The sequence below is a fragment of the Priestia flexa NBRC 15715 genome (assembly GCF_001591565.1).
Taxonomy (GTDB): domain Bacteria; phylum Bacillota; class Bacilli; order Bacillales; family Bacillaceae_H; genus Priestia; species Priestia flexa.
Window position 1 is genome coordinate 1 of record NZ_BCVD01000004.1, and the last position, 17,265, is coordinate 17,265.

Here is a 17,265-nt window from a genome sequence, read left to right on the forward strand (position 1 = left end):
TGTCTCAGTCTCTTTTTTATTCACTTTACAGCTTCTTTTAATTCTTTACCTGCTTTAAATGCTGGTACTTTAGAAGCTGGGATTTGCATTTCTTCACCAGTTTGTGGGTTGCGCCCTGTACGAGCTGCGCGCTCACGAACTTCAAATGTACCGAAGCCGATAAGCTGAATTTTTTCACCTTGACCTAATGTTGTAGAAATTGTGTCTAATAGTGCATCTACTGCTTTTGATGCGTCTGCTTTTGTTAATTCCGATTTTGAAGCTACTGCATTTACTAAATCTGTTTTATTCATCTTTCAATCACCTCATTAATTTCTATTATTATCTTTTGATACCACTGATGCTAATTTTTTAAACATGCTCTATCTACATGATAGACAAAAACACTTGCTTTTAAACTAGTTCACTTAATTTTCGGAAATATCTTTTGAACGCTGATTAAACACCGGCAAACGTTTCGCCAAAAACGCTTCAATCCCCTCTTGATGATCATCACTTTGGCTCATGCTAAACTGACTTCTTTTCTCTAACTGTAATACAGTCTTCAGCTCTTCAATTGACGTTTCAACGAAAATTCGTTTCGTCTCTTTTAAAGCAAGCGCTGGCTTTTTGAGCCAGTATGAAACATAATCTTCTACATGCTTCGCCAAATCTCCTTCTTTTATTTCATCAATTATCCCAATTTTATACGCTTTTTCTGCTGATAGCGTTTCCCCCCGCCAAATAAGCTGTTTTGCACGGTGATTACCGAGGCGTTTTGCTAATAAGAAGTGGCCTCCTCCATCTGGAATAAGTCCGATTCCAATAAAATTCATAGCAATCTTAGCATCTTTTTGCGCAATGATATAATCACTCGCGAGCGCAATGCTAAGCCCTAAGCCAGCCGCTGCTCCGTGAATAGCGCTAATGGTAAGCTGAGGAAGCGTGTATAACCTTAGCGTCACTTCATTGATTAAATCCATTACCTTACGAAATGAGTTTGCTCTGTTTGGATCCAGCATCATTTTGATATCACCACCTGCAGAAAATACGTTTCCTTTTCCTTGCAAGACGACAATATCTGCTTGGCTCTCTTCTACTTCTTTTAAGCATTGAACAAGCTGTTGCAGCACTTCTATATTGAGAGCATTTAATGATTCCGGTCGATTTAAAGATAAAATAGCCACGCGTTCTTCCATTTCTAATTCAACAACTTTTAAATTTACAGTCATCTTCCTTCACCCTTTCAATTCATAGCGTTCTAGTACTTGTTCACGAAGTGCTCGTTTTAGAAATTTACCGACGGTTGTTTTCGGAATTTCATCCATAAAAATCACATCGTCTGGAAGCCACCATTTCGCAAATTGAGGCGAAAGGAAAGTTAAAATATCTTCCTTGGTTACTTGTGCTGTATATCCTTCTTTTAAAACGACGCACGCCACTGGGCGCTCTTGCCATTTTTCATGAGGTACAGCAATAACCGATGCTTCAAAGACACCTTCATGCCCCATCAATGCATTCTCAATGTCGACCGATGAAATCCATTCTCCACCGCTTTTAATCAAGTCTTTTGTACGATCAACAATTTTAATAAAACCTTCTTCATCAACTGTAACCACGTCTCCTGTATATAACCAACCATCTTTAAACGCTTCGCTCGTACGGTCATCTTCATAGTATTCTGAAGCAATCCAAGGTCCCCTGAGCAAGAGCTCACCCATTTCATTACCATCCCAATCTACTTCTCCATTCTGACCGATTACTTTCATTTCAACGCCAGGAACAAGGAATCCTTGCTTAGCTTTTAACGCTAATCGCTCGGGAGCAGACTTCTCTTCTTGATAACTTTTTAATCTGGATATCGTGACAAGGGGACTGGTTTCCGTCATGCCGTACGCATGCATAAATGGAATATTAAACTTTTCTTCAAAACGCTGAATAACGCTCGGCGGTGCCGCAGACCCTCCGCATAAAAACGCACGCACATGACTGGTATCATACTCACCTTTTTCAAGCTCTTGCAGCAAACCTAGCCATATTGTTGGTACTCCAGCTGCAATCGTCACTTTTTCATTTTGAATCATCTCCGCTAAGATAGTCGGAGTGAAAAAAGCTCCCGGCATTACAAGGGTTGTGCCAAGCCAAACAGCAGCAAACGGTAAGCCCCATGCATTAACGTGGAACATTGGAACTACCGGCATAGCAATATCAGCTTCAGACAGCTCTGCACCATCTCTTAATCCGAGTGCCATGCAATGCAAATAAATGCCTCGATGTGAGTAAACAACGCCTTTTGGCTTACCTGTGGTAGCGGAAGTGTAGCAGATTCCTGCTGGCTCTTCTTCTTGAATATCTGAAAGAAAAGCAAACGTTTCATCTCCACGCTTTAGCAGCTCTTCGTAATGATAAATTGGCTTTACACTACTTTCAGGGAGCGAGGGTTCGTCAGACATAATAATATAAGCTTCTACGTGAGGTAATTCTTGGTGGATTTTTTCAAAGAGCGGTAAAAAGCACTCATCAATTAAAAGTACTTTATCTTTTGCATGATTAATAACATAAATAATTTGCTGAGGATCTAAGCGAATATTAATCGTGTGCAACACGGCACCGATTCCTGGAATTGCAAAATAAGCTTCTAAATGGCGATGATGATTCCAAGCAAACGTTCCAACACGGTCACCTCGTTCTACTCCCAGCTCTACTAGCATGGAAGACAATTTTCGCGTTCTCTTTCCCGTTTCTTCATAGGTAAAACGTTCCATACCTTTTGTGGACCTTGAAATAACCTCCTTCTTCTTAAAAAACGTCTCTGCTCGCTCCATCATTGAAGGAATCGTTAATTGTACATTCATCATTGAACAGCACCTCACTTATTTTTAGAAAACGTTTGCAACAAATTATATATTCAATCGTCTTCGACATATTTCCTTCTCTTTATGCAAATTAAAAAACTGCCATGTATTTTCGGAATAAATACACGGCAGTTTCTATTAAACATTGAATAAATCAGTTAGAATTTTAATTTTTTCTTCTGTATAATGCTTAAACCCATCATTATATGACTTCGGATCTTTCGGATTAGCAAAACGCGTAATCACACCTGTCTTTGGATGAACAAATTTACTAGAAGCCCCGCAACCTAATCCAATAATCGTCTGTTTCTCTTCCATAATCATGATATTATAGATACTCTCTTGGCCTGGAAAAGCATAGCCCACATTTTCAAGATTACCTAAAATATTTTTTTGGCGATATAGATAGTAAGGCTTATAGCCGTTTTCTTTTGTCCACTCTGTTGCCATATCCATCATTTGGCTGATTTCATAACGATCAGCCACTTTATATTTACGCTTATTTTGCGTCATTTCAGATGCACGCTTAAAGGAAAGCGTATGAACCGTCAGCGATTCAGGCAACAGCTTCTGTGATTCTTTTAACGTATGTGAGAACTCCGTTACGCCTTCATTTGGTAACCCAATAATCAAATCCATATTAATATTGTTCATGTTCATTTCACGAGATAAATGGAATTTTTCAATCGTCTCTTCAACCGTATGATGACGCCCAATTGCTTTTAACGTCTCTTGCGTATACGACTGTGGATTGACGCTAATGCGGTCGATATTCCATTTTTGCAGCACTTTTAACTTATCAGCTGTAATGGTATCAGGGCGCCCTGCTTCCACCGTAATTTCACGAATGTTTTTCACATCAGGAAAAGATTCATACATTTCTTCATACAGCATGTCCATTTCCTCAGCAGTAATGCTTGTTGGCGTCCCTCCACCGTAATAAACAGTTGTAATTTTGATATTGTTTTCTTTTAACCATTTTCCAATTTCACGCATTTCGTAGTGAAGGCCACCCAGAAATGAATTAACCGAACCTTGACGCCCGTTAATCGCATAAGCAGGAAACGTGCAGTATGCGCACTTTGTCGGACAAAAAGGAATGCCAATATAAATGCTTACTTCACCAGATAACTCATGAAGATCAGGAACAGCGGCTAGTTGGCGATCGACGATATCCTGCATCAGCTGAATTTTATCGTCCGTAATTAAATACTGCTCTTTCAACTCCTGGTGAGCTTCTTCTTTTGTTTTTCCAGCTTGAAGCTTCATATGAAGAAGCTTTGTTGGACGAATTCCCGTTAGAACTCCCCACTTTTGTACGATATTCGTATATTCTTGGAGCACAGATAAAAAGACGCGGAGGACAACATTTTTCACTTGCTTGAACTGTTCTTTTTCAGATAAACCTACTAAGTTTGGCTTTGTTAGTTCTTCTTTATATACTTTATCATGGTCTCGAGCCTTTAAAGCAATATGTGCTGAAATCTGCTCATTGACAGTTAGTGTAAACGTAATTTGTAGGTCTTCTTCTTGATTTGAAGTAAAAGAAACATCGCTCTCTTCAAAGAATAAGTCAGAAATGAGCTGAAGCGGTCGAAGAAATCGTTCGTCTTCTAACCCTTGAACATATATTTTCACGATAATCACCTTTCAATTTTAAACATAGATAAGCTTCTATCAGTTTACAGAACATCAATGACTCGGTCAATTGCTGCTAAATTAAAAAACGAATTATGCCTTTTCTAACATGTTTAGGTTATCATAACTAGTTCGTTCCATTGCGCTAGTTCTCTAAAATTGGTTTCACAATCAACAAAAAATCCGAACTATAAAAGAGTCGTTACCTCCCAATAGTTCGGATTGATGATTGACTGAAATACTTATGTCCCAGCCTCTGTGCCTTAGTTTAGTCTCGTTCCATCAAGCTGGTTTAAGTAACCTAATCGCTGCTGTTTTCTAAACAGCTCTTTAATCATATATGCCACTCCGTTTTCATTGTTTGACCTTGTGACCCAATCGGCCAGCATTTTGAGATTTGTTGGCGAATGCCCCATAGCTACACCCATACCGGCTTGCTCAATCATTTCGATATCATCATAGCAATTGCCAATTGAAACGACATCTTCCATCGGAATGCCTAGTTGACTTGCTACATAGCGAATACCCGATGCCTTATTCGCTCCTTTTGGCGTAATGTAGCATCGATTTTCGTTGGGGTAAGAAAACCATTCAATGTCCTTCACCGCAGATGCAATGGTTTGTTCTGCATATTCCTTTTCTCTTTTATCTGCAAAATACACTTCAATTTTTGGAGTCGATACTGGCTCATCCCTTAGCGCATCTCCCAATGAGTCTACAAACTGAACAGGATAAAAAAGTGGTTCTCCTGTTTTCAACATCGTTTTAGCCACGATATTATTTGGAAGCTTGACACGATTACCAATTGAAAAGCGTTCATGTAAAATTCGAATATGACAGTTAAAGTTCTCTAACAGTTGAATAAGGTTAAACGTTTTTTCTTCGCTTAATCTTCGGTCTAATACCGGCTTATCAACGGAAGAAGCGATAAACCCTCCACTGTGCGTAATGAGCATTGTTGGATGAATTTTCAAGGACCTTGCAATCTTTCGCGCAGATGGAAAATGGCGATTTGTTACGAGCGTAACGTAGACGCCTTTATTTTTGACGAACTGAATTGCTTCTTTCGTTTCTTTTGTAATACGGCCTTGACTATTTAAAATGGTACCATCAATATTTAACGCCAGTAATCGATATGTCATTGTTAAATCCCTTCCTTCTCAGATGTCTCTCAGCTTATTACCACGTTAGAACGTTGGTATTTATTAAAAAAAAACTTGATAATTAGTTATATGAGCATATGACTATAATTAGAAGGGATTAAAATGTGATTTTATCGTACGTTATAAGAGATCGTTGATGCTTTTCTGAGCAATAGCCATGTTGGAATAACTGTTAAAACGGCCAGTACCGATATTGTACCTAGGTTAGGAGTGACCTGAAACGAGTCATTTATTGTGACAAACAGTTCAACAATCCAGTCTCTTGTAGTTGAAAATAAAAACAGCCCAAATAGAAAAGCAATGACACTTACTCCTCCAATCAAACCCGTTCGGTAAAAGACGCTTCCTAACAAAAGCCCCGCTGATAGCAAAAAGAAACAAAGAATGCAGTCAAATAGAAGTTGGTTATACCAAGTAGAATTCATAGTAGTAGCTTCAATGGTACTAAAAATCCTGACCTGTGTAGATGTAATGTCAATGACTAGACGAAATAGTGCATTTACAAAAGCTTGAATAATGGATATCCCCGCCGCTAACAGTATGTTGAATAAAAAAACGCTTGTTAAAAAACTTTTTCGCGTCATGCCCATTTTAATACAAAAAGGTAGCGACTCTTTCACCATTACAAACCCTGCAATCCCGCAGAAAATAAGGATTGGTAAGCTTGGTGATACGACCATAACAGAAGTATCAGCAGCCGTCGTAATTGTTAAAATAGCCAAGATGCTCCCAATAAAAATGCTCCAAAAGATTAAAATTGACGAGCGATGATCAAGAAATAAATAATACAGCATTGCTTTTGTATCTTTAAACATAAAGCTTTCCACTCCTGTTCTCTTCTGTGAGATAAACCATCAACTGCTGAACGTTAATACTCTCAATCGTTAATCTATGCTCACGTACTTCAGCAAGGTTATATGGTCCTCCAAACAACACTGCTGATTTTCTACCTGCGATAACAGATTGATGGATGACGTTTTGGTTTTTAATAAAAGCGTCAACTACATCTTCTTTCCCGCTAATATGAAGAGCCTTATTCATCATATTTTCTGCTGTTTCATGCAGCAACTTCTGTCCTTTTTGAATAACGACTACTTCTTCAAATAAATTGCTTACTTCATCAATTAGATGGGTAGATAGAATAATCGTTCGTGGCTTTTCTTGATATGCTTCCAAAATCAAGTCGTAAAACAAATAGCGTGCGGACGCATCTAAGCCGATGTATGGTTCATCGAAAATGGTAAGCGGTGCTTGACTAGCCAAGCCAATTGTAATACCTAAAGCAGACTCCATTCCTTTTGATAAACCTTTGGTACTCATTTTGCCATTAAGATTAAAGCGTGCTAATAAGTCATTAGCAACCTCTTGTGACCAGTTTGGATACACAAGAGATGACACCTTCAAGACATCTTTAATTTTAAGCTTTTTCTTGAAGTTGTTATTTTCACTAATAAAGCAAATATTCTTCAAAACCTCACGATTTTCAAAAGGTGATAGCCCCTCAACTTTTACCTCACCATCAGTTGGCGTTATGTGTCCTGCTAGCATTTGCATAAGCGTGGTTTTTCCTGCTCCATTTCGTCCAAGCAGACCATAGATCTTATTAGCTTCTAGACTTAAACTTAAGTCATTTAATGCTTTTTTCTCCCCAAACGTTTTTGTAACGTGTTCAACCGTAATATTCACCCTTATTCCTCCCTCTTTAATAAAGACTGTAGTTCTTCAAGTTGAATTCCTAACTTTTCAGCTTCCTGCTTTAGCGGGACAATATATTGATTAAAAAATGCTTTTTTTCGCTTTTCTAAAATAATACTCTTAGCTCCATCTGCTACAAACATCCCTACGCCCCTTTTTTTAAACAAAATCTCTTGGTCAACAAGCTGATTAACCCCTTTAGCAGCAGTGGCTGGATTAATTTGATAGTACTTGGCAAACTCATTCGTAGAAGGAACGCGATCACCTTCCTGAATGGATCCGTCCAAAATACTTGTTTCAACCTGCTCTGCAATCTGCTGGAAAATCGGCAGATCCTCTCTTAATTTAAAATCCATACGACCACCTTCTAAGTTAATTGGTTAGTTACTAATGTAACTAACTATATAACATATGTATTTATTTGTAAATAAGTTCCTGTTATTTTTTTGAAATTTTTGCATGTACATGATCAAGCCCCTATCTTCTAGCAAAAAGGTACAAAGATGAGTGCTTCTTTTCCTATAACAGAAGCTGGTGATTGAAACGAAGGATGCGTGACTCCTATGGGACTAGCGAGGCTGCTTGAGACCCCGCAGGAGCGTAGTGACGAGGAGGCTCAACGCTCGCCCCGTGGAAAGCAAGCAATCCGGAGTGAAAATCAACCTTTTTGCATGTGTTCCTTCTATACAAAAAAGCGACTAGAACTAAAATTAGTTCTAATCGCTTTGATTTTTTAAGCTATTATTCAGCGTATAACTCTTCTAATGGCTTCATGATAACTTTGTTTAGCTCACCGATTACCATGCTCATACGTTGCTCAGCTTCCATTAACTTCGCGATATTTTCATCTTGTTGAACAATCGCTACTGTTTGCTGTGCTCGTTGAACTTCTTCTTCCGTAATCTCTTGACCCGTCATTTGTTTTTGCTGTAACTCCATTTGTAATGTACGAAAGCGCTCAAATAATTGTTTTGAACCTTCGTCATTGTTTACAGCCCCATACAGGCTCTTTAGATTTGTATAATCGTCGCTTTGACGAATGGCTCTTTCTAATTCATTTGCTACATCGTACAAGTTTACAGACATATAAACGTCCTCCTAAATTTTTTTACTATAATCATCTTCCCAACTACTATAACAAATTATGGCGAGAAATTCAGCTTAAGACCTTTATTTCTCAAAATCAATCAAATAAAGTAAAAGCTCAATTAGTAAGATCGTTTTTTCTCTCTTGAAGTAAATACTTAAGCAATAAACAGAGCAATAACTCCTTGAACCACTCCAATTATCCCTCCAAGTAACGCTCCTAGATACGTAATCATCTTAAACTCACGTTTTGAAATCCCTAAAATCAATTCCTCAATGCGCTCCACTGAAAACGACTCTACCTGTTCACGAACAATATCTTCTAATTTAAGCTGGCTCATTAACGAATCAATGCGCTCTACTAAAAAATCCCCTGCTTTTTCAACGACTACCGGAACAACCTTCTGCACATACGAATGAGCAGGTGCCACAAGCTCAGAAACAGGCTTCGCAAATAAGGTATCTACCGATATAGTTCGATCAACAATACTCTGAATGCCTTCTAACATTGTTTCTCTGCCAATAAACTCTTCCGCTTCATCCACCGTCTTCTCTTGCAGCTTCTTCCACTCTTTTTCAATCAAGCTTTCAAAAAGCTCACTCGTTCCTTCATGCTTGAAAAACTTAATAATTTCTGGCTGGACCTTATCGATGACTTTTGTATTTCCAAGAAACATTTGAATCATGTTTCCAAGCATCCCTTTTTTCATTAAAAAGTCATCAATCATGCGTTCTAAGCGACGTTTTCCCTCTTCGCTTTCAAAATACTCCACCGCTTTTTCACAAATTTGCTTTGCGATAACAGGAATGACTTGATCTACCTTTTGCTTTGTTCCCTCACTTAATAAAGAAGAAAGTGACTCACCTGATTTGCTCGTCATAAACTCAATATACTTCTTTTCTACAAGCTTACGAACAGCGTTCTTTGTTTTATCTTGAGCTTCTTTAATACCAATAGCGTAAAGCACCTCGGCTAACGTTTGCTTCGTTGTAAATACCTTTTCAAGCCCGTCATTTGCCATTCGTAATAAGATTTGATGAAAGGCTGGATCTTTTAACTTTCTCTTTAAACTTTCTGGTGTTAATAAATGATCAACCACCGTTTTCCCAAGCTGAACAGCAAGTTCATCTCGCCTTTTTGGAATAAGCCCAGGAGTAAATGGAATTCTTTTCCTAAATAAATATTTGGCTTCGTATGGGTGAAACAACATTTTAATAGCCAAGTGGTTCGTAACACCACCGATGACCGCCCCAATGACGGCCATAATAATGATTGTAATAAACTGTTCCATTATTTTCTTCGACCTTTCTGTAACAAATTCTCTCACATATTCTCTTTGCAAATCATACCATATATCAGCATTCGCCTATAAAATTAAAAAATGAGGACGTATTTATGAACCCTCCATGCGTAATGATTAAAGCATCTCAGTCAAAACTGGGTAAGAATCAGATCTACATGAGTCAGGGACTTTGCCAACAACTTAGCTGCGATACTCATATTACCATCACATTCGGTCGTATGCACCAAGAAGTAAGCATTATACCATTTACAAGCTCTGATTACTCTATTATGTGTTGCAAAACCCTTTTACAAGAATGGGGGCTATTTGAAGACGAAACCGTTCTACGATTTTCTTCTCCATCTAAGGAGGAACTATTAATTGGTCCCGTTATTTGTGTCGTCACGGAAATTAAGTCATCGCTAGATCTCTTTGGAAGTATAACAACCTTCTGTAAAGAGTTTGCATCTCTTAGCGATTTGGAAAACTGCTTCTTTTATGTCAGTACACTAGATGATTTACTTAACGGAACGAAAAAAGGCTATACGCTTCAATATAATTCTTGGGTACTACAAAATGTACCTCTACCAAATGTCATTCATAACCGAATCCATAATCGAAAAACGGAGCATACGGCTAAATTTCAAGAGCTTACTACAAAAGCGATTGAAAATGAAATTCCCTTTTTTAACGCTCACTACTTAAACAAGTGGAAGGTGTTCGAACGCTTGTCTCAAACAGTGCACTTAAACACCTATTTACCCGATACGTATCAGCTCCGGTGTAAGCAAGATCTATTGGATGCACTATCATCTTACCAAACCATTTTTCTAAAACCCATACACGGTAGCCAAGGTAAACATATTTTTAAAATCGCGCACGTCAATGAGCAATATCACCTTGATTATACTACGATTGGACACGAGTATAAAAAAGAATACGATTCTGCACACGACATATTTGAAACTTTATTTCACACGTTAAAAAAACAAGGGTTTATTATCCAAGAAGGAATCGACCTTCAAACATATAAGGGGTGCCCCTTTGACTTTCGTATCCTTTGTCACAAACACTCCCACTCCAAATGGAAAGTAACATCGGTTATAACGCGAGTTTCTCAAAGAGGTTGTTTTGTTTCAAATGTTGCACGTGGAGGAGAAATCTATTCACCCAAACATATACTCACTTCGTTATACGATGAGCATACTGCTAAACATATCATCGCTTTATTAAAAGAGATTGCGCTTGAAATTTGTATTAATTTACCATATCAAGACGAAATTTATGCGGAGTTTGGCATTGACTTAGCTATTGATGCCAACGGGCAGCCTTGGATTATTGAAGTGAATACAAAACCTTCTAAACAAAGTGACGAAGCTTCTCAAACGATTCGTCCATCCACTAAAGCCCTTATGAATTATTGCCTTACCATTACACGTTTTCATTAAGATGAGGAGGTCTTTCTTATGATTTCATTAGGTTTTATTACCATTCATCCCGAACAGGAAGTAGAATATGCAACCAATCTTGCAAAATACGCAGCTGCGTACAATATTGAATTTTATCGATTTACTCCCTTTCAACTTCAGCCGGTATCGCAGAAAATAACAGGATATAAATATAATTCAGAAATAAATGAGTGGCAGTACGATACATTCTCTCTTCCTATGTTTATTTATGATCGATGCTTTTATCGCGGTGATTCCCTCTCTAAAAAAGCTATACCCATTGTCAACTGGCTGAAACAAAATCCAACGATTACGTTCCTTGGATATGGTCTACCAAATAAATGGGATGTTTACACAGAGCTCATAAAAGATGATGACCTGTCTCCTTATCTTCCTTCGACAACTAAAATCACGGCTGAAGAGCAGATAACGCAGCTGTTACGCTTACATGACGCTCTTATTCTAAAACCGATTGCAGGTGCACAAGGAAAAGGAATTGTTAAGCTTGTTCAACGCTTTCGAATCATTGAAGCATCTTTTCATTCCAAAAAAGGTCTTCAAACAAAGCAGTTCACACAGCTAGCGGATTTTCATGCTTGGCTATTTAACATCATGCAAAATGCAACTTATCTCGCTCAGCCTTTCATTCCACTATTATCACTTCAGTACTCTCCTCTTGATGTTCGCGTTTTATTGCAAAAAGATGCAAGCGGAGATTGGAATGAGATTGGAAGAGGCGTTCGAAAAGGAAAAGAAGACTCATTTATTACAAATATTAGCCACGGGGCTTCTATTTCACCATTTGAAGAGTTAATGAAGCGACTTCCACCTCATAAAGCTACATTTATCACAGATGAAATTAGCAGCTTATGTGAACGAATACCGCTTGTGCTAGAAGCTCAGCTCCCTTCTCTTTTTGAACTTGGCTTAGATATTTGTATCTCTAGAGACTATAGCATTTGGCTTCTTGATTTAAATTCAAAGCCTGGAAGAAAAACAATCATTGAAACAACTCCAGAATCTACTGAAAAGATGTATGAAAATGTGATGGCCTACTGCTCATATTTGGCTACTTTACCTTCATCTCAACATAAGGAGTAGAACAATGACGAACTTACTTTTTCAATTAAAAGTGTTACCAGAACAAGAGGATGTACTCTATGTACCATCCTCTCTTTATCATCATCAACTAAACACTATTTATTTCGGTACGTTTTCTTCTATTTGTCAGGTTTACGAAGACCCTGAAGCGGTGAATGAAATCAAAATCTCACAAAACCTGTTGGACTTATTACACCTTCCTATCCATAATGATGTTCACATCTATACCGATGAACATAGCATCTATATCGGTCCTTTAATCGGCATACTATCAGCAGGATTTACCGGTTCGTTATTACGCCCAATCGGCAAACGATCTTTATTGTTTGCAAAGCTCTTGTCAACTGCTTCCATTACGGGAGGAATTCCATTTTTATTTGGCATTCATCATATTCAATGGGATTCTGGCACAATCTTAGGTTATTTTTATACATCAAACGGCTGGGAACAACGTGAAGTTCCTCTTCCAAACGTAATTTACAATCGATTACCGAATCGAAAAACAGAAAGCCTTGATGCCTTTCAAACGATTAAAGAAAAATTAGCCGATGAATATCAAATTCCACTCTTTAATCCTAACTTCTTTAACAAATGGACGGTCCACACCCTGCTACAGAAAGATGCGGCGGTAAGAAATTTCTTACCTTATACAATTGATGCACCTAGCCTCGAGCAGCTGTCTGAGATGTTAGAACAGTACGAATCAGTCTATTTAAAGCCAAAAAACGGTAGTCTCGGACGTGGTATTTATACACTTTCTTATTGTTCTACTCAGCACGTTTATCAAATTTGTTTTAAAGAAGAGAAACTCATAAAAAAAACACATGCTTCGTTAGCTGTCTTAGTCGATGAAATATTTAAAACAAACGAGCGCGACCACTACATTGCACAGCAAGCAATCCCACTATTTAAAAAGGATAACCGAATTGTTGATTTTCGCGTCCATACGAATAAAAATTTACACAATGAATGGGAACTATCTGCCATTGCAGCAAAAATTAGCGGTGGCGAAACGGTCACGACGCACATGACAAACGGTGGGGAAATTGAATCCTTACAGCGGGTTTTTACGAATCCAGAAACACGAAAGAAAACAGAAAAGCTATTAGAAAGTACGGCTCTTCTCATCAGCTTAGCATTAGATCACCAGGTAGAAGGCCTTATTGGTGAAATCGGATTCGACTTCGGCGTTGATACGAGAGGAAACGTGTGGATGTTTGAAGCTAACTCAAAACCAGGTCGTTCTATCTTCTTACACCCATCTCTACGAAAAGAAGATCAATATACAAGAAAGCTGTCGTTAGAATATGCCATTTTCTTGTCAAAGCAAGCCATTTTATCCCTTGAGGCTTCATATCCATGATTACTGTTTCTTACAGTAAAACAGACGACACTTGGTATCATCAAGAAGCACATTCCTCCTACGTATGGGGTTCACAAAACATCGAGCTTCCTGTTAAGCTTGAACCTACTGAGGCTTCCGTTTGCTTGCGAACTAGAGGAAATAAAGCAGGTCCCATAATTGGGATTGTTACGAGCAGCGCTGTTTTAAACAGCTTGAACCAGAAGCAACACCTCTACTTCAAGGAAATCCATCGAGCGCTGCAGACAACCGGAGGAATCCTTGTTTTATTTTCTCCTGAACAGTTCTATGAGCGCTACGTATATGGTGTTTATTTTGAGGAGATAAGCGGTGAATGGCGACAAGCCACGCTTCCTCTTCCTGATTTTATCTACAATCGCTTTCCCAATCGCTATACCGAACGTGAAAAACTTAAAGAATTAATGTCTCAAAGCGAGCATCTTCATATTCCTTTTTTTAACACCAGCTTTTTTTCAAAATGGGAAACGTATGAGCTATTATCAAAAAACACCGTTACACAAAAGCACCTCCCTGATACTCGGCTACTTTTATCGATTGAAGATGTACGTATTATGCTTAAAAAACATCAAAAAGTTTACTTAAAACCAATTCATGGTAGCAAAGGGAGAGGAATTTTCACCTTAACAACTCTTCAAGATGGAAGCATTCACTATGAAAGCTCTCGTCAAAAAAAGATTTATTCTTCCCTTGAACATGTGCCTCTCCCTACTCGTTCTTACATTGTCCAAGAAACAATTGAAACCGATACCCTTCAAGACATGCGCTATGACCTTCGCATACTAGCTAATCGCTTTAAGAAGCGATATATCATCAGTGGAATCGGAGTTAGACAAAGCGAGCGTCAGAGTGTAACAACTCACACATTAAATGGAGGAATTCTTAGATCTATTGAGGAGCTACCTTTTGATATAGACACTTCTTTTTTAACATCTCTAATAGATGCATGCGGTCAGCAGCTTCATCAGCATTTTCAATTTGTTGGAGAATTTTCGCTTGATATCGGAAGAACAAAAACCGGTGATTATTATATCTTTGAAATCAACGCAAAGCCGATGATTTTTGATGAACCTCACATTCGATCCATTGGAATTAAGCATCTGATAAGGTTATTCTATAAATTAACGAATTTTTAAAATAGTTGCTTTCCATTTCCTCTTCTCATGATAAGCTTATTAAAAAGCAGTGAAAATGAGAAAGGGGATTTTTTATGATTACACACTTTCGAATCAAGCCTTTGTATCAGCAAAAAGAAATGCCAGGATGGTTTATCTCCTTTTATATAAGCGGTACTTACTACGAAGCGAACTATCTAAAAACAGGAGAAATTCAGTTTAAACATCAACTCTCTCCCGCTATCAATCAAGAGGAAGTTACTTCCCTTATTCATGAACTAATGTTATTTCATGTCTATCAAGACTAGTTAAAAGTACAGAGCAGAAAGGAGTTTCATGATGGAGCAACTAAAAAGCATCTTTGGCAATAAACTACTATATTCAGATGTTCCCTACCACTTTCACCAATATAAATGGTTTCGAAGCGATGGATATCATTTTATTGGAATTGAACAAGACGCACTTTCTGAGAAGGAACTTGCTCTACTCTCAGCGTTTCTTATTCCTTACGAAGCAATGACCACCACGCTGTCAGCAGAACAATCATATTGGTATCAGCTACTATTCGAAGACAAGCCTGCGGTGATAGATGAGCTGGATAAATTCAAGCTTATTCGCTTTACTTACTTTTCAATTAAACGTTTGTTTGAACAGCACACAGAGTTTGAAGATGCCCTTTCATCCATGTATGCAACGCCCATTACCATCTTATGGGACAACTTACAAAGCGGAGTAATTATTGAAAAAGTAGCGGACTCATCAGAATTAACAAGAGATTTACAGGACAGCGTAACAATTTTATCACATGACTTTGAAAGTGATATGCAGTTTTTTGAAGGACAGCTGCACTCTTTTCCTTTCTCACCCTCTCGTGCTTTTCACATGGAGAAAAGCTGGTTTGAACAAGTTCAAAAAGTGTTTGAAAAAGAAAAGGTGATCAAGCTTTCAACGACGCTCCCCTATTGGTTGATTAAAGAGATGTCTCCCGCTGCCAAGGAACAAATGAATACCATTTTATCGTTAATAAAAGATGATGAAACTTTGCTTAACACTGTTAAATGTTATTTAGAGTGCAACCTGAATGTATCACTTGCTGCAAAGAAGCTATACATGCACCGGAACAGCTTGCAGTATCGCATTGATAAGTTTATTGACCGAACGGATTTAGATATTAAAAACTTTCAAGGGGCCGTTTCAGCTTACCTTGCTATCTTAGCAGCTGAGTCTCTAAATCAATAAAATGAAAAGGTTTTCGTAAACATGCACGAAAACCTTTTCATTTTTTTGTGCACATCTTCCATTTACCAGTTTTTCTATTCATCGTACACTATTCATACAGAAAGCGGTTTCATAATAACAAGGGCACATATTCAAGGGGGAGAATGAGAAATGGCTGAATTAAAATTAGAGCATATTTATAAAATTTATGATAAAAACGTAACGGCTGTAAAAGATTTTAATCTTCATATTGAAGACAAAGAGTTTATCGTATTTGTTGGGCCATCTGGCTGCGGTAAATCAACAACTCTACGTATGGTAGCAGGTTTAGAAGAAATTTCACAAGGTGATTTCTATATTGATGATAAGCGCGTGAACGACGTTGCTCCAAAAGACCGCGATATTGCGATGGTATTCCAAAACTACGCATTATATCCTCATATGACTGTATATGACAACATGGCGTTTGGATTAAAGCTTCGTAAACTTCCAAAAGATGAAATTGACCGTCGTGTAAAAGATGCTGCGCGCATTCTTGGGTTAGAACAATACCTAGATCGTAAGCCAAAAGCTTTATCAGGAGGTCAGCGTCAGCGTGTAGCATTAGGACGTGCAATCGTTCGTGATGCAAAAGTATTTTTAATGGATGAGCCGCTATCAAACTTAGATGCAAAACTTCGCGTGCAAATGCGCTCTGAAATTGCTAAGTTGCACCAACGCTTAGGTACAACAACAATTTACGTTACGCATGATCAAACGGAAGCAATGACAATGGCTAGTCGCTTAGTTGTTATGAAAGACGGTATTATCCAACAGGTCGGAACGCCTAAAGAGGTATATGAAAAGCCAGAAAACGTATTCGTAGGCGGATTTATTGGTTCACCTGCAATGAACTTCCTAAAAGGAAACTTATCAGATGGTAAAATTACGGTAGGCGATTCTGTTCTGGCAGTTCCAGAAGGAAAAATGAAAGTATTACGTGACCAAGGTTATGTAAATAAAGAAGTTATCCTAGGTATTCGTCCTGAAGATTTCCATGACGAGCCTGTCTTCATTGAAGCTTCAGCTGGCACAAAAGTAACCGTTAATGTTGATGTGTCGGAGCTAATGGGAGCTGAAACAATGGTTTATGCTAAAATTGGCGAACAAGACTTCGTCGCTCGCGTAGACGCTCGTTCTGAAGTAAAAGCCCAGCAAAAGCTTACTTTAGCATTAGACTTAAATAAAGCTCACTTCTTTGACGCGGAAACAGAAAGCCGCATTCGTGCAGAAAAAGAATAAGAATAAAAAAGAGAAGAGGAAA

17 protein-coding genes are annotated in these 17,265 nt (G+C 38.2%); 7 read left to right on the forward strand and 10 right to left on the reverse strand.

The features are described 5' to 3' along the window. Positions 1–20: 20 nt before the first annotated feature. From hbs to BFL01S_RS01420, 10 genes are all read right to left on the reverse strand, one after another. Positions 21–293, reverse strand: a complete 273-nt coding sequence (gene hbs / locus BFL01S_RS01375; RefSeq protein WP_025907794.1) for a non-specific DNA-binding protein Hbs — start codon at positions 291–293, stop codon at positions 21–23. Positions 294–407: 114 nt separating this feature from the next. Continuing rightward, positions 408–1,211 (reverse strand): enoyl-CoA hydratase, encoded by an 804-nt coding sequence (locus BFL01S_RS01380; protein ID WP_061784686.1) that lies wholly within the window; start codon positions 1,209–1,211, stop codon positions 408–410. A 6-nt stretch (positions 1,212–1,217) separates the two neighbouring features. Further along, positions 1,218–2,837, reverse strand: a complete 1,620-nt coding sequence (locus BFL01S_RS01385; RefSeq protein WP_061784687.1) for a long-chain fatty acid--CoA ligase — start codon at positions 2,835–2,837, stop codon at positions 1,218–1,220. Positions 2,838–2,972: 135 nt separating this feature from the next. Next, positions 2,973–4,472 (reverse strand): coproporphyrinogen III oxidase, encoded by a 1,500-nt coding sequence (locus BFL01S_RS01390; RefSeq protein WP_061784688.1) that lies wholly within the window; start codon positions 4,470–4,472, stop codon positions 2,973–2,975. Between the two features lie 263 nt (positions 4,473–4,735). Next, positions 4,736–5,614: a Cof-type HAD-IIB family hydrolase gene (locus BFL01S_RS01395; RefSeq protein WP_025907798.1), complete on the reverse strand. Its 879-nt coding sequence runs from the start codon at positions 5,612–5,614 to the stop codon at positions 4,736–4,738. Between the two features lie 131 nt (positions 5,615–5,745). Beyond that, positions 5,746–6,450, reverse strand: coding sequence for a hypothetical protein (locus BFL01S_RS01400; protein WP_061784689.1), 705 nt, complete (start codon positions 6,448–6,450; stop codon positions 5,746–5,748). After that, positions 6,443–7,321 carry an ABC transporter ATP-binding protein gene (locus tag BFL01S_RS01405; RefSeq protein ID WP_061784690.1) on the reverse strand — a complete coding sequence of 293 codons (879 nt, stop codon included), beginning with the start codon at positions 7,319–7,321 and terminating at the stop codon, positions 6,443–6,445. The genes BFL01S_RS01400 and BFL01S_RS01405 overlap by 8 nt, the downstream gene beginning before the upstream one ends. 2 nt (positions 7,322–7,323) lie before the next feature. Further along, positions 7,324–7,686 (reverse strand): GntR family transcriptional regulator, encoded by a 363-nt coding sequence (locus BFL01S_RS01410; protein ID WP_025907801.1) that lies wholly within the window; start codon positions 7,684–7,686, stop codon positions 7,324–7,326. A gap of 385 nt (positions 7,687–8,071) precedes the next feature. Further along, positions 8,072–8,416: a YlbF/YmcA family competence regulator gene (locus BFL01S_RS01415; protein ID WP_025907802.1), complete on the reverse strand. Its 345-nt coding sequence runs from the start codon at positions 8,414–8,416 to the stop codon at positions 8,072–8,074. Between the two features lie 158 nt (positions 8,417–8,574). Further along, positions 8,575–9,708, reverse strand: a complete 1,134-nt coding sequence (locus BFL01S_RS01420) for a DUF445 domain-containing protein (protein ID WP_061784691.1) — start codon at positions 9,706–9,708, stop codon at positions 8,575–8,577. Positions 9,709–9,830: 122 nt separating this feature from the next. Between BFL01S_RS01420 and BFL01S_RS01425 the strand changes: the two genes are divergently transcribed. The 7 genes from BFL01S_RS01425 to BFL01S_RS01455 all read left to right on the forward strand — a co-directional run bounded on the left by BFL01S_RS01425 (position 9,831) and on the right by BFL01S_RS01455 (position 17,243). Continuing rightward, the gene (locus tag BFL01S_RS01425) at positions 9,831–11,147 is read left to right on the forward strand and encodes a YheC/YheD family endospore coat-associated protein (RefSeq protein ID WP_144593813.1); all 1,317 of its coding nucleotides are present in this window, start codon (positions 9,831–9,833) and stop codon (positions 11,145–11,147) included. An 18-nt stretch (positions 11,148–11,165) separates the two neighbouring features. Next, the gene (locus tag BFL01S_RS01430; RefSeq protein WP_025907805.1) at positions 11,166–12,248 is read left to right on the forward strand and encodes a YheC/YheD family endospore coat-associated protein; all 1,083 of its coding nucleotides are present in this window, start codon (positions 11,166–11,168) and stop codon (positions 12,246–12,248) included. Positions 12,249–12,252: 4 nt separating this feature from the next. Next, positions 12,253–13,611 carry a YheC/YheD family endospore coat-associated protein gene (locus tag BFL01S_RS01435; RefSeq protein ID WP_025907806.1) on the forward strand — a complete coding sequence of 453 codons (1,359 nt, stop codon included), beginning with the start codon at positions 12,253–12,255 and terminating at the stop codon, positions 13,609–13,611. Then, positions 13,608–14,765, forward strand: coding sequence for a YheC/YheD family endospore coat-associated protein (locus tag BFL01S_RS01440; RefSeq protein ID WP_061784693.1), 1,158 nt, complete (start codon positions 13,608–13,610; stop codon positions 14,763–14,765). Before BFL01S_RS01435 ends, BFL01S_RS01440 begins: the two co-directional genes overlap by 4 nt. A 74-nt stretch (positions 14,766–14,839) precedes the next feature. Further along, complete coding sequence (locus BFL01S_RS01445) at positions 14,840–15,052, forward strand: DUF5342 family protein (protein WP_025907807.1); 213 nt, start codon at positions 14,840–14,842, stop codon at positions 15,050–15,052. 31 nt (positions 15,053–15,083) lie between these two features. Further along, the gene (locus BFL01S_RS01450; protein ID WP_061784694.1) at positions 15,084–15,983 is read left to right on the forward strand and encodes a PucR family transcriptional regulator; all 900 of its coding nucleotides are present in this window, start codon (positions 15,084–15,086) and stop codon (positions 15,981–15,983) included. 150 nt (positions 15,984–16,133) lie between these two features. Further along, positions 16,134–17,243: an ABC transporter ATP-binding protein gene (locus tag BFL01S_RS01455; protein ID WP_025907809.1), complete on the forward strand. Its 1,110-nt coding sequence runs from the start codon at positions 16,134–16,136 to the stop codon at positions 17,241–17,243. Positions 17,244–17,265: the final 22 nt, after the last annotated feature.